Origin of the sequence: Sphingomonas sp. BK345 (genome assembly GCF_014193845.1) — a bacterium.
GTDB lineage: Bacteria > Pseudomonadota > Alphaproteobacteria > Sphingomonadales > Sphingomonadaceae > Sphingomonas.
The window spans coordinates 45,574-59,370 of the sequence record NZ_JACHZX010000011.1; the positions used below are offsets into that span (position 1 = coordinate 45,574).

Consider the following 13,797-nt stretch of genomic DNA (forward strand, 5'->3'; position numbering starts at 1 on the left):
CGCGGCGCCGTGGATCTCGAAACGAGTTCAGGATGACGGCGAAGAGAGAGGGTGCCGAGCCATCTTCCGCCGACCCATCCTCCCTCAAGCCGCCTCGCGCCGCCGCTCCCACTCGCGCACCAGCGTCGCGGCGGCCTCCGCCTCGACCGGGGGCGAGAACAGATAACCCTGCACCGCGCCGCAGCCGATCCGCAGCAGCGCGTCGAGCTGCGCCTCGGTCTCCACGCCCTCCGCCACGCATTCCAGCGCCAGCGAGCGGCACAGGGCCACCACCGCCGCCACCACCGCCCAGCCGCGCGCGGCCTCGTCGTCGGCGAGGAAGCTGCGGTCGATCTTCACCTTGTCGAGCGGCAGCTGGTGCAGGTTGCTGAGGCTGGAATGGCCGGTGCCGAAATCGTCGAGCGCCACCTTGATGCCGCGCGCACGCAGCTGCGCCAGCGCGCGCGCCGCCGCGGGCGGGTCGCGCATCACCGCGGTCTCGGTCACCTCGATCCAGATCCGCTCGGCCGCCACGCCCGAGGCGGTGATCTCGCGCTCGATCGCCGTCATCGTCGCGGGCGAATGCAGGTCGCACGCCGAGAGGTTGAACGACAGCGCCAGCTCGGCCGGTAGCGCGCGCGCCGCCGCGAAGCCCTTGCGGAACACCGCCAGCGTGATGTCGTGGATCAGCGACGAGCGCTCCGCGATGGCGACGAATTCGGCCGGGGGTACCTCGCCCACGAGCGGGCTGTGCCAGCGCGCGAGCCACTCCACCGCCACGATCGTGCCGCTCGCCGCGGCCACGATCGGCTGGGCGACGACGCGCAGCTCGTCGTCGAGCGCGCTGGCCTGGAGCGCGGCCTCGATCGCGCGGTCGGTGCGGATCGCGCGCGCCATATCGGGCGTGAACACGCAGGTGCCGCCGCCGTTGACTCGCTTGGCATGGTAGAGCGCATAGTCGGCGCGATCGAACAGCTCGCCCGCCAGCGCGCCCGCCGCCTCCACCTCGCCCGAGAGTGCCAGCCCGAGCGAGCCGCCCACCGCGACGCGCAGCTCGCCGACGCTGAACGGCGCGGCGATGCTCTGGCACAGCCACTCGGCCGCGGCGACCGCCTCGTCGCGCGCGCCCAGAGTGAGCAGGCCGAACTCGTCGCCCCCGAGCCGGTAGATGGTGGTGGTGCCGCCCGCGATCGCGCGCATCCGCCGCGCCAGCTCGACGAGCAGCAGGTCACCGATTTGGTGACCGTAGGTGTCGTTGACCGGCTTGAAGCGGTCGAGGTCGAGCAGCCCGACCGCGAAGGGCGTGCCGTCGCGCGCGGCCGCGAGCAGGTCGAGATCATGGTGGAACTGGCGGCGGTTGGGCAGCGCGGTGAGGCTGTCGGTCAGCGCCAGCCGGCCGTTCTCGGCGTTGAGCCGCACCAGCTCGGCGTGCTGCTGCTCCAGCGCGGCGCGCGCCGCGACCTGGTCGCGGAAATAGTCGAAGCTGTTGAACAGCACGCGCAGCAGCACCGCGACGACCAGCGCCACGTTGGTGGCAATCACCGCGAACATGATCTGATAATGCGCGAGGCAGGCGGCGATGAAGGGGGGGACGACCATCGTCGCCACCAGCAGCGCGGCCTGCGGCAGCGACATCAGGCAGAAGACGCAGCCCATCACCGTGGTCGAGAGATACACTGCGGCGTGCGTCTGCTGCGCCGCGCCGCCGTAGCGCATCAGCAGCAGCGACCAGACCATGTAAGCGGTGGCGATCGGTGCAGCGGCGGCGGTGATCGTGCGCAGCTGGCGACGCGCGGCGGCGGGGGAGGGCGCGACGCTGCGGCGGCCGGCACGGGCCCAGCGCAGCAGCCGGATCAGCGTGACGGCGAAGAGCAGCGTGGGCACGGTCACGGTGAGCAGCGCGGGCGCACTGCCGCGGTGAGTCACCGCGACCGCGAGCGAGTTGATCAGCAGCAGGCCGTAGAGCAGCGGCACCTGGCGATAGAGGTTGGTGACCTGGGCGATCGCCAGCCGCGGATCGTCACCGATCCCGGCGTACCAACGATACAGCCGCCTCACCATCGCCACCCCCAGACCGCGCGCGCCCTTTCCCCCGCGGCGATCCATAGAGCGGATGGACTGACGATACACTAACGCGGCGACGGCGATTCCTTCCAATTCAGGCGGTCTGCGGGGTGACGGCCCAGGCGCTTCTTGCGACGGCGAGCCTGCTGCCCGCTCCGACGTCACTTCGAGGGAATGCGGCGCATCAACCAACCCTTCCGTCATCCCAGACTTGGTTCGGGATGACGGAGGTAGAGGGGAAGTTACTCACCGCGTCGTTCGTGGCGGCTCTACACCGAGGAGCGCTGCTCCCCGCCCGGCGTCTCGGCGCGCCCCAACCCGTTCGCCGGATCGCGCGAGAGCAGCTCGAGCCGCTGCGGCACCGTCCCCAGCTCGATCCCCTTGTCGCGAAAACGGCGCAGCAGCACCGTGAAGACCGCGCTGCGGGCGCTGTACGCGGCACGCGGAGAGCCGACATGCGCGAAGCAGTTGAAGAAGATTCGCCCGTCCGCGATCGAGTCGATGAAGATCGCGGGGGCCGGATCGTCGAGGATGGCGCTCTCGTCGGCGAAGGTCTGGGAAACGATCGCGCGCACCTCGTCGGCGTCGCTGTCCAGCGGCACCGAGAATTGCACCTGGATGCGGCCGAGCGGGCTCGCCAGCGTCTTGTTGAGCACCGACTTGGTGATCAGCTCGCTGTTGGGCACGATCAGCGTGGAATGGTCGGCCAGCGCGATCTCGGTCGAGCGCACGCTGATGCGCTTGACGTCGCCCTCGTCGGTGCCGACGCGGATCCAGTCGCCGATCTTGATCGGGCGCTCCGCCAGCAGGATCAGCCCCGACACGAAGTTGGAGGTGATCGCCTGCAGGCCGAAGCCGATCCCGACCGACAGCGCCGAGAGCAGCAGCGCGATCCGCTCGACGCCGATACCGAGCGAGGCCAGCGCCCAGATCACCGCCAGCGCGACGCCGACGTAGCGCGCCACCAGGCTGACCGAGTTGCGCCCCGAGCCGTCGAGGTCGGTGACGGGCAGATAGCGCTGCTCGAGCCAGCGCATGAAGCCGCGCACCAGCGCCAGCCCGATGAACAGCACCACCACGCCGCGCAGGATCGTCCCGGGCGAGATCGCGATACCGCCGACCTGCACGCCTTGCGCCAGCGTGCCCAGCCGAGACACGAGCGCTCCCACGCCGTTGCCGCCGTTGAAGGGCGAGAACAGCAGACCCAGCGCGAACAGCGCCAGCGTCAGCCGCAGCACGCCCGAGGCGAGCACGCCGAACTGCTCGATCAGCGCGCCGCGCACACCGAGCGCGCGTGACAGCGTGCGCCCGAGCCCGCCATCGCGCACGAAAACGGTGGTGGCGACGTCGTCGATCGCCGCCATCAGCAGGAAGGTGGCGCAGCCGAGCACGGTCGCCCAGGCGACGATCCGGACGATGAACGAGGCCAACCCGACATAGCCGAGCAGCAGCGCGAACGTCGCCACCACGACCACCGTCCAGGCCACCAGCGAGGCGGCGCCCAGCCCGGCGCGTGCCGGCGCCTGGTCGTCCTCCGCGCGCGCCGCGCGCAGCCGGCCGAGCGCGACCAGCGCGGCGGCCAGGATCAGCAGGTGGAGCAGCGCGACGAGCACCTGGGTCGCGCTCAGCGCCGCGGCACTCGCGCCGACGATCTGATTGAACGCGTTGACGGCGATGGAGAGGAAGGCGACCGCGGCGAGCAGCCAGCTGAAGGGTCGCAGCCGCGCCGCGACATCGTCGGCGATCGGCGCGACGCGCCAGCTCGGCTGGTGGCGCATCAGCACCGCGCCCGTGACCGCGACGGTGAAGCCCGCGAACGAGCTCGCCTGCACGAACGTGTCCGCCAGCCCGTTGACCGCCGCGGGCACCAGCCCCGCCCAGCGCAGCCCCTGCACCAGCGCGAAGCTGGCCAGTAGCGGGGTGAGCGTGCCGACCAGCACGCGCCAGATCGCGTTGCCCGAGCGGCGTACGCGATGGCCGGGGGCGTCGTCGATCAGGAAGCGCAGGCCGATCCGCACCGCCGCGGCGCGGCCGGGCAGCGCGATCGCCAGCGCGACGAGCAGCCCGAGCAACGCCGGCCAGACCGGCGCCTCGCGCCAGCCGGCGGCGAGCTGGCGCGTCGCCTGCGTGACCACCACCTCGATCCGGCGCAGGTCGCGCGGGGCGGCCTGCAGCACCGCGCCCCAGAAGCCGGGGGAAAGCGGCGAAGGGACGTGCGCCGCGATCGTCTGGCTGAACTGCTCGGCCTCGGTGCGGTCGATTTCCTCGACCAGCTGTTGCGCCTCGACCGCGATCAGCCGGCCGCGCTTGCTGTTCGAGTCGATCGCGGTGCGCTGCCGCGCCAGCCGCGCGCGCTGCGCGGCGAGGTCGGCCGCCTCGCCAGCGGCGGCAGGGCCGAGCTGCGCGGCGCGCGCGTCGACGAGCGCGAGCTGGTCGGTGAGGTCGTCGGCGGCGGCGGCGGCGTCCTCGCGCGCGGCGTTGACCCGCTCGCGCAGCGTGTCGCGTGCCTCGCGGTCGGTCGACTGGTCGAGCGCGCCGTCGACCGAGCGCACCTCGCGCTCGGCCTTGATCAGCCGCGCCGTGGCGGCGGTGACCGGGTCGACCTGCGCGGCGGCGAGCGGCGCCAGCAGAAGCGCGAGCAGCGCCAGCAGCAACAGCGCGGCGGCGCGCACCCGAGCGGACAGCGGAGAGCACGTCATCGCCGCGGCGATAGCAGAGCGGGCGGGGGCGCGGCCAGAGTGCGGGAGGGGCCACCTCCGGCGTCACCTTCTCGCCTACTCTTCCGCGCGCACTCGGTCTTTTCCCGTCGTCATCACGTCAGTGGCGCAGTGAAATGGGGGGCGGTCGCGAAGGCGTGCGTCGGCGGTGGCGCCGATCCGGCGCGCGACAGCGACGCGAGATCCTGCGCTTCCCCGCTCCCCCTCGGCGCCGTTCCGCCCTACACCGTCGTCGAAGGGAGACGGGTGTGGCGGAGCGGGAGCGGGTGAGGCGCGTGGTGATCCTCGGCGGCGGCACCGCCGGCTGGATGACCGCGATCGCGCTCGCGCGCCAGCTTGGGCGCTCGGTGGAGATCACCTTGCTCGAGTCGGAGGAGATCGGCACCGTGGGCGTCGGCGAGGCGACGATCCCGACGATCCACTGGTTCAACCAGCTGATCGGGCTCGACGAGGCGGCGTTCCTGCGGGCCACGGGGGCGACCTACAAACTCGGCATCGAGTTCGTCGACTGGGCGCGGCCGGGGCACCGCTATTTTCACCCGTTCGGCCACTATGGCGCGGCGCTGCCGGGGGTCGCCTTCCACCACCGCTGGCTGCGCGCGCGGGCGGAGGGGCTCGATCTGCCGCTCGCCGCGCTGTCGCTGGCCACGCAGGCGGCGCTCGCCGGTCATTTCGCCAAGCCGGCGGCGGAGCAGCGTTCGATCTTGTCGACGCTCGGCTATGCCTATCATTTCGACGCCGGGCGCTACGCCGCGCATCTGCGCGGGCTCGCCGAGGCGGCCGGGGTGGTGCGGGTCGAGGGTCGGCTCGCCACGGTCGAGCGCGACGCGGGCAGCGGCCGCGTCACCGCGCTCACCACCCAGCGCGGCGAGCGGCTCGCGGGCGAGCTGTTCGTCGATTGCTCGGGCTTCCGCGCGCTGCTGATCGCGGGCGAGATGGGCGCGCGCTACGACGATTGGTCGCACTGGCTGATGTGCGACCGCGCGGTGGCGGTGCCCAGCGCGGCGACGCGGCCGACGCTGCCGTACACGCGCTCGATCGCGCGCGCGGGCGGCTGGCAGTGGCGCATCCCGCTGCAGCATCGCACCGGCAACGGTTATGTCTATGCCTCGCCCTTTCTCTCCGACGACGAGGCGGCGGCGACGCTGCTCGCCGGTCTCGACGGCGCGGCGTTGGGCGAGCCGCGTTTCCTGCGCTTCACCGCGGGCGCCCGGCCCGAGCCGTGGCGCGGCAACGTCGTCGCGATCGGGCTAACGGCGGGCTTCCTCGAGCCGCTCGAATCGACCAGCATCCACCTGATCCAGAGCGGCATCGCCAAGCTGCTGACGCTTTTCCCCGAACGCGGCGACGATGCGGCGCTCGCGGCGCGCTACAACCGGCTGATGGCGGCGGAGATGGAGCGGATCCGCGACTTTCTGATCCTCCACTATCACGCGCAGCGCGGGAAGCTCGATCCGCTGTGGGAGGCGTGCCGCGCGATGACACTGCCCGACGCGCTGCTGGAGCGCGAGGCGCTGTACCGCCGCGGCGGGCGGCTGATGCTGGAGGCCGACGAGCTGTTCCGCGAGACGAGCTGGCTGGCGGTGCTGGAGGGTCAGGGGATCGCGGCCGAGGGCTATCACCCGCTCGCCGACGCGCTCGACGGCGCTGCCAACATCGAGCAGGTGCGCGCGCTCGCCGCGCTGATCGCGCGCGCCGCGCCGACGCTGCCGACGCACGACGACGCGCTGGCCGCGGCGATGGGGTGAGGATGGTTGGTCGCCTCCCGCTTTCATCCTCCCCGTCATCCCGGACTTGGTCCGGGATCCACCGGGCCGCGCATTCCGCAAGCGTTGCTCGCGCGGAGGAGCGGATCCCGGAACGAGTCCGGGATGACGGAAGAGATTAGCGCCGCCCGCTCACCGCGGCGGGCGAACCGCCAGATAGACCGTGCTCCACAGCTGCGCCGCGTTGGACTCATCGACGTCCTTCTTGCCCGCGCCGAACGGCACCACCGCATAGTGCCCGTCGCGATAGGCCCAGGACCACAGCTCCGAGCTCTGCGTCGCGCGCGTCGCAGCGATGGCGCGCCACAGCCGTGCCTGCGCGTCGGTCAGCACCGCGCGGGTCGAGGCGGGCAGGTCGCGGCGCTTCAGCTGCCGTTCCAGCCCGGCGGCGAACAACGCCTGCTGCCACGACCATACGACCGCGCCGTGATAGGCCGCGGGCGTGAAGCGCGCCTGCGTCGCCGCGTCCGCCAGCGCCGGGTTGGCGACGAGCAGGCCGATGTCGGTCATCAGCCCGGCGGGAAAGGGACGCGCCAGCGCGGCGACGTCGCGCTCCAGCTCGGCCGCTGGCGGCTCACCGAAGAGCAGCGCGAAGCCCTCGTCCGAGTTGAGGATCGGCACCGCGCGGCCGCGCGCGTCGAGCGACAGCGCGTGATAGACCAGCGGCGCCTGACCCAGGCTTGCCAGCGCCGGCGCGGCGGGGACGCCGAGTGTGCGCGCATAGGCCGCGATCTTCGGTGCCGCCGCGCGCGCGGGCAGCTCGACGCGGAACAGCGCCGGCGCGCGCTCGCGCCACGTCGCCGCCATCGCCGCGGCACGCGCGAGGCCGGCGCGGTCTGACGGGCTCACATACGGTTCGAGCAGCCCCGCCGCGCTCAGCCGGGCCGCGGCGTCGAGCGCGGCGGGAACCAGGACGGCGTTGACGTCATAGGGGTAGCGCCCGCGCCCGAGCCCCTCCTCGCTGTCGCGCCACTGACCGGTCATGCGGCCGGGGCGCAGCGCGACGAGTCGGTCCACCGCGGGTGCCTCGGCGAAGGCGCGCGCGCGCTCGATCACCAGCCGCAGGTTGCGCAGCAGCGCCGCGCCGGCGGGCTCGCTGGTGCCCGGACGCGCCTCGCTCGCGATCGGGCGTGCCAGGAAGGCGCGCGCGCGGGCCGGGTCGGCGTGTTCGAGCAGATAGGCGGCGGCTACCGGCGCGAGCATGAAGTCGTCGTCGATCATGGCATAGTCGAGTGTGGCGGCGTCTCCGCTGCGCCCGGCCTTGCGATTCTCCAGCAGCGCGAACTCGGACAGGCCTTCCTCGTGCGCGACGTCGCCGTCGGCGGCGAGCCGCGCCAGCACCGCGCCGAGCCCCGCCTCGATCGCGGTGGGCTGGAGCGCGGGCATGAGCAGCCGCACCGACATCAGCGTGTCGCGTCCGAAATAGGTGTCGAAGCGCCACGAACCCGCCAGGAACTTCTCGCGATAGCTGAGGAAGCGCAGGGCATTGCGCGCCTGGGGATCGTCGGCGGCGTCAGCGTTGAGCAGATCGGGCAGCGCGATGCCGGTGAGCGGCGTGTCACCTGTCGCGGCGGTGATCTCGAGCTGGATGCGGCCGTCGCGTCCCGCCACCAGCGCACCGCGTTCGATCCGGCCGGCGAGCACGCGCAAGCCGAGCCGGTAGCCGGGCGCGCCGTCGGCGCGGTCGCGCGCGTAGGTGATGGTGTCGCGGCCGAAACGGGGAGCGACCGCCAACTCGGGCGGGAAGCGCCCGACGCTCTGATAGTCGCGCAGGAAGCGGACGTTCGACAGCACGGCCTGACGCAGCGCCAGCCGCGGCGCGGCGACGCTGGCGGTGGCGCGGAGGCCGTGAAGCGGGCGGCCGCGCGCGTCGGCGAGCGTGATCGCCGCGGGTGCGCGGTCGAGCCGCCACGTCACCGGGGCGGCGGTGCGCTCGAACCAGAGGCCGACTCCGCTATTGCCCGCCGGGAAGGCGACGAGGATACGCGGCTCGGCGCCCTCGCGCAGCAGCAGGTGCGCCGCGGTGGCGCCGTCGCGCAGGAAGGCGTTGAGGTTGTCGCCCTCGCTCAGCTGATAGGCAAGCGCGGGCGGACGCTGGGCGAGCGCCACCCCGGCGCTGCCCGCAAGCAGCAGCGCGGCGAGGAGGCGGGCGACGCGGGTCATGATCGGGCTCCGGATGTGGGTGGCAGACGCATCAGCACTGTAGCCGTTGCCGTGGTCCTGCGCACGCAGGAGCCCAGGATCGCGGCCGTCGCGCTCTCGTCGCCGTGCTCCTGCGTGCGCAGGAGCACAGTGCGGGGGAGCGGCTGAGGACGACCCATCCTCTCCGCTCGCCCCGGTCCTCAGAACCGCAGCGTGACCGACCCGCCATAGGTCGGGCCGACGATGCCGCGGGCGTAGAAGAAGCCCTGGGTGATCGCCTGGGTCTGGCCCTGGCGCGGGTTGCCCTCCGTCAGGCCGACGACGTTGAAAATGTTCTCGGCGTTGAAGCTCACCTGCAGCTGCGGCGTGACGTTGACGTTGATCCCCGCGCTGGTGACGCCATAGCCGGGCAGCGCGACGCCGTTGCCCGCATCGGCGAAGATCTTGCCGACGTATTTATAGCGCGCGAAGATGTCGCCGAGACCGTTCGGCAGCTGGATCGCCGGCGTCACGGTCCACAAGGTGGAGGGCGTGCGCTCGGGGCGATTGCCCTCATAGCCCGCCTGGGTAGCGCCATCGAGCTGGAGGTTCTCGAGCCGCGGATCCTGGAACACCGCCTGGCCGTCGATCGAGAACCAGCGCACCGGCCGGATCACCGCGTCGATCTCGATGCCCTTGGTGCGCAGGTCGGCGTTGATGTTCTGTTGCTGCGCCGGGTTCTCGGGGTTGGCGAAATTGTAGTTCTGGTCGTCGAAGTTGGTGCGGAACACCGTGACCGAGCCGCTGAAGAAGCGCTGATACTGGTAGCGGATTCCGGCCTCGTACAATTTGATCGTGGTGATCGGGTCGGCGCTGTTGGTCTGGAAGCCGTCGGCGTAGCGCGCGTAGATCGAGAGGTTCGGCGTGATCAGATAGTTGGCGCCGACCGTCCAGGCGATCTTCTCCTGGCTGCGGTTGAGCGTGGTATATTGGCCCGCGAAGGTAGGGCCGACATAGCGGACAACGCCACCGACCCCCGTCGGCACCTGTTGCTGGAAGACGCCGGGCCGTACCTCGTCGATCCGGTTGGCCGCATCGATCGCCGCGGCGTCGATGCCGTCACGCGCGGTCGACTGGATGTTCTCGAAGCGGATGCCGCCGTCGATGCGGAGCTTGCCGATCGCGAGCTCGTCGTTGGCGTAGAGCGACACGGCATTGTCGTCGCGCACGCGGATGCCGTTGCCCCAGTCGCCGTAAGAGACCAGCCCGTTATCGCTCAGCGTGCCGATCACGTTGTTGCCGCCGTCGAGCGCGACGATGTCGTAGATGTCGCTGTTGTTGCGCACGTCGTTGACGACGCTGGCGACCGCCGACTGGTTCTGGCGACGGTGGACGGCGTAATACATCATGCCCGCGGTGAGCGAGTTGGTGAAGCTGCCGCCCTGATATTCCCAGCGCCCGCCCAGGTTGAGCCCGAAGTCATGCGCGTCGAGCCGATCGTGGTTGAGCGTGGTGCGCTGGAGGAAGCCGTTGCCGTTGAGCGCGTTGAGCTCGCTCGTCTGATTGGCGCCGATCACCGTGCCGGTGCGCAGGTTGCGGATGCCGAAGCTCACCCGCGCCGGGAAGGCGACCGCGCCGGCACTGAGCAGGTCGTTGATCGGCGAGCCGCTGCCCGGAGTCAAATAGCTCACCGCGCTCGCCAGACCGGCGTTGCCGGTGCCCGAGCCGGGGAACAGGCCGTTGAAGTCGTAGGAATAGTCGAGATAGCGGCTCCGCAGGAACACGTCGAACGTGTCGGTCACCGGCTTCTCGAGATCGATCCGGAACTGGTTCGAGATCGACTTGATGCCCTGATCGTAGCGGAAGTTGCGGATGCCGTCGCTCTCGACGAACGTCGACACCGGCACCGCGATGTTGCGAAAGGCGTCACCGCCGATATTGTCGCGCTGCGTGTCGAGGCCCGGAAAACCGCTCGGCTCGCCGTTGTCGTAGCGGTACGGCATGCTGGCGTAATAGGCCGTGCTCATGTCGCCGCGCTTGGCGGACAGCCGCAGGAAGCCGCCGTCGTCGAAGCGGTATTCCAACATCGCCTTCACGCGATAGCCGTCATAGTCGAACGGGTTGCGCCGCACGCCCGGGCTGCTCTGGTAATAGCCGCCGATGCTGAAGGCGAGGTTCTGCGCCAAGGGCGCCGAGACGTAGAGATCGGCGCGCTTAAGTCCGTAATTATAATAGGTGCCGCGCGCGATCGCCTCGAACCGCTCCTGGTTGGGGCGCTTCGAGATGAAGTTGATCGTCGCGCCCGCGCCGTTGACGGTGAGCACGCCCGACGAGCCGCCCTTGACCGCCTCGAGCCGGTCGATCGTGAGGTCCTGCTGGAAGAAGAAGTCGGCACCGCCGCCGCCGTAGAGGATCGGCATGCCGTCCTCCTCGAGCTGAACGAAGCGCTGCCCGCCGCCCTGCAGGCCGCGCACCGAGTAGTTGTTCGACGCCTCACCCGCGGTGCCCTCGACGAAGATGCCGGGCACCAGCTCGAGCATGTCGGCGGTGGAGCGCGGCGCGCGGCGGTCGATGTCGTCGCGGGTGGCGTAGGTGATGTCGGCGGAGGAGGTGATCAGCGGACGGTCGCGCGAGGTCTGGCCGGTGACGACGATGTCCTGCAGCCCGTCGCCGTTGTCGGCCGCGGGCGCCGTATCGGGCGAGTCCTGCGCGGGGGATGGCGTGCCGGTTTGGTCGGCGGCCTGGGCGGCGGGGGGGCTGGCGACTGACTGGGCCAGCGCGGGCGCGGTCGGCAGCAGCGCGACGCCGGCGAGCAGGGCGGCGCGGCGCGTGGTGAGTAGCGGCATCTTCCCCTCCTGAGGAACGTGGGTCGCGTCACCCTCTCGATGGGGGTGGCGTCGACCGCGACTCTATGCCGGCGTTAATCGATTTCAAAGATGCGACGGGACCGTATCGGAACGATCCCGCCGCAGCTGTGGCCGGCGCGCAACGGTAGCGCCGGCCGTGCGGCTCAGACCGAGGTCGCGTCGGTCTGCTCGACCTGCGCCATGCCGTCGGGCCGTGCCGCGCCGAGGTCGGGCTCGCCGCCGAGGGGCTCGTTGCGGAAGACCGTGAACTCGCCGCGCCCGTCAATGCTCGGGCCGCTGGTCCAGCGTCCCTCGGGGTAGCTGCCGTCGAGCGACGTCACGAAGAAATCGTAATTGTGCTCCTGGTCCTCCTTCTCCTGCGGGAAGGAATTGGGGATCGGCAGCTGGGTCGCGGCGCCGCCGAGCTCCTCGATCACCGCGAGCCACTGCTCCTGATGCATCGTGTCGCGCGCGATCATGAAGTGGAGCATCTTCTTCATGCCCTCGTCGCGCGCCGCATTGTAGAGGCGTGTGGCGAGTACGCGCCCGGTGCTCTCCGCGGCGACGTTGCAGTACATGTCCGCGGCGATGTTCCCGCTGGCGTAAATGTGGCTCATGTTGAACGGTACGCCGTCGGAATCGACCGGCATCGCCGCGAGCCCGGTCGAGAGCAGGTTCTTGTGGATCAGCCCCTCGATGATGTGGCGCGGTCGCTCGCCCCCCATCACTGCGCCGACGATGCTGTCCGCGGCGCCCTCGGCCTGCAGGCTCGCGGGTGCCTTGTCGAGGTTGAGCGCCACGGCGGTGGCGAGCATCTCGATATGGCCGATCTCCTCGGTGGCGGTGTGGAGCAGCATGTCGCGATACTTCGGCGTGGGCGCGCGATTGCCCCAGGCTTGGAAGAAATATTGCATGCAGACGCGGATCTCGCCCTCGACGCCGCCGATCGCCTGCTGGAGCATCCGCGCGAAGGCGGGATCGGGCTCGGTCACCTGGACCGGATATTGGAGCCGCTTGTCGTGATAGTACATCGCACGTCCTCGCTGTTGGAATGATCCCGCCCCGATCACGCGCCAACGGCTCAGCGCGCCCGAAGTTTACTATAGTGGGTTAGAATAACGGCGTTATTACAACAACTTGCGTCAAGTCCGCACGCCCGGAGCGCGGCGCTCCGGGCGCGCATCGGTCACAGGAAGGGGCGACCGCCGGTCACCGCGATCGTCGCCGCGAGGATATAGCTCGCCTCGTCGCTGGCGAGCATCACATAGGCGGGTGCCAGCTCGGCGGGCTGCGCGGCGCGGCCGATCGGCGTGTTCTCGCCGAAGCTCTTCACCTTCTCGGGCGGCATGGTCGAGGGGATCAGCGGCGTCCACACCGGACCGGGCGCGACCGCGTTGACGCGGATCCCGCGCTCGGCGAGCATCTGGCCCAACCCGGCGGTGAAATTGTGGATCGCGCCCTTGGTGGTGGCATAAGCGAGCAGCTGCTCGTTGGGCTGGTCGGCGTTGATCGAGGTGGTGTTGATGATCGACGATCCCTCGCGCATGTGCGGCACCGCGGCCTTGGACAGATAGAACATCGCGTGGATGTTGGTGGCGAAGGTCAGCTGCCACTCCTCGTCGGCGATGTCCTCGATCGTCTGGAAGCTGGCCTGGTGCGCGGCATTGTTGACGAGCACGTCGACGCGCCCGAACGCTTCCACCGCACGATCGACCACGGCACGGGCGTGCGCCGGATCGCTGATGTCGCCGGGCACGAGTATCGCCTGACGGCCGGCCTGCTCGACCAGCCGCTGGGTCTCGCGCGCGTCCTCCTCCTCGCTGAGATAGGAGATCAGCACGTCCGCGCCCTCGCGAGCGAAGGCGAGCGCGACCGCGCGGCCGATGCCGCTGTCACCGCCGGTGACGATCGTCTTCTTGTCCGTGAGGCGACCGCGACCGACATAGCTGTGCTCGCCGTGATCGGGGCGCGGGTCCATCGCCGCGGTGGTGCCGGGCATCGGCTGCTGCTGCTCGGGATAGGGCGGGGTGGGGCGGTCGGTCACGGTGCGATCTCCATCTTGGGTCGGGCACTCAACCGATCGGCGCGGCGGCGGCGTTCCAGGCGTTGACGTGAATCAGCCAGTCTTGTCCTGCGGATGACGCGTACGACGAACTGACATCGCCGCGCCAAAAAACTGTCATCGAATCGCTTGACCCTCCCGGAAGTGCTCCATATATGCCGCTTCACCGGACGGGGGGTGCTGCTGAGGCGGCGCTTCTGGGTCGGTCGCCAGATAGGAAGGACAGCGGTCTCCCCGATCGA

Annotated in this window: 7 protein-coding genes; 1 reads left to right on the forward strand and 6 read right to left on the reverse strand. The window is 70.6% G+C overall.

What is annotated here, in order from left to right; translation table 11 throughout:
• Positions 1–84 precede the first annotated feature (84 nt).
• Both FHY03_RS20110 and FHY03_RS20115 read right to left on the reverse strand, forming a co-directional pair.
• Entirely contained in the window at positions 85–2,085 is a 2,001-nt protein-coding gene (locus tag FHY03_RS20110) for a bifunctional diguanylate cyclase/phosphodiesterase (protein WP_183932219.1), read from the reverse strand.
• A gap of 227 nt (positions 2,086–2,312) precedes the next feature.
• A complete protein-coding gene (locus FHY03_RS20115; RefSeq protein ID WP_183932220.1) occupies positions 2,313–4,742 on the reverse strand; it encodes a DUF3772 domain-containing protein in 2,430 nt (809 codons plus the stop codon).
• Positions 4,743–5,008: 266 nt separating this feature from the next.
• On the opposite strand from FHY03_RS20115, the gene FHY03_RS20120 reads away from it, so the two are divergent.
• Positions 5,009–6,508 (forward strand): tryptophan halogenase family protein, encoded by a 1,500-nt coding sequence (locus FHY03_RS20120; protein ID WP_311722490.1) that lies wholly within the window; start codon positions 5,009–5,011, stop codon positions 6,506–6,508.
• A 150-nt stretch (positions 6,509–6,658) separates the two neighbouring features.
• Here the strand turns inward: FHY03_RS20120 and FHY03_RS20125 are convergent, their stop codons facing one another.
• From FHY03_RS20125 to FHY03_RS20140, 4 genes are all read right to left on the reverse strand, one after another.
• Entirely contained in the window at positions 6,659–8,689 is a 2,031-nt protein-coding gene (locus tag FHY03_RS20125) for a hypothetical protein (RefSeq protein ID WP_183932222.1), read from the reverse strand.
• A 179-nt stretch (positions 8,690–8,868) separates the two neighbouring features.
• Positions 8,869–11,493, reverse strand: a complete 2,625-nt coding sequence (locus tag FHY03_RS20130; RefSeq protein WP_183932223.1) for a TonB-dependent siderophore receptor — start codon at positions 11,491–11,493, stop codon at positions 8,869–8,871.
• Between the two features lie 164 nt (positions 11,494–11,657).
• The gene (locus FHY03_RS20135; RefSeq protein WP_183926026.1) at positions 11,658–12,524 is read right to left on the reverse strand and encodes a manganese catalase family protein; all 867 of its coding nucleotides are present in this window, start codon (positions 12,522–12,524) and stop codon (positions 11,658–11,660) included.
• 155 nt (positions 12,525–12,679) lie between these two features.
• The gene (locus FHY03_RS20140; protein WP_311722493.1) at positions 12,680–13,537 is read right to left on the reverse strand and encodes an SDR family oxidoreductase; all 858 of its coding nucleotides are present in this window, start codon (positions 13,535–13,537) and stop codon (positions 12,680–12,682) included.
• Positions 13,538–13,797: the final 260 nt, after the last annotated feature.

Excerpts from the sequence above, each read along its gene's own strand:
- FHY03_RS20130 (WP_183932223.1), bottom strand. The coding sequence starts at position 11,493 with ATGCCGCTACTCACCACGCGCCGCGCCGCCCTGCTCGCCGGCGTCGCG.
- FHY03_RS20110 (WP_183932219.1), bottom strand. The coding sequence starts at position 2,085 with ATGGATCGCCGCGGGGGAAAGGGCGCGCGCGGTCTGGGGGTGGCGATG.
- FHY03_RS20125 (WP_183932222.1), bottom strand. The coding sequence starts at position 8,689 with ATGACCCGCGTCGCCCGCCTCCTCGCCGCGCTGCTGCTTGCGGGCAGC.
- FHY03_RS20135 (WP_183926026.1), bottom strand. The coding sequence starts at position 12,524 with ATGTACTATCACGACAAGCGGCTCCAATATCCGGTCCAGGTGACCGAG.
- FHY03_RS20115 (WP_183932220.1), bottom strand. The coding sequence starts at position 4,742 with ATGACGTGCTCTCCGCTGTCCGCTCGGGTGCGCGCCGCCGCGCTGTTG.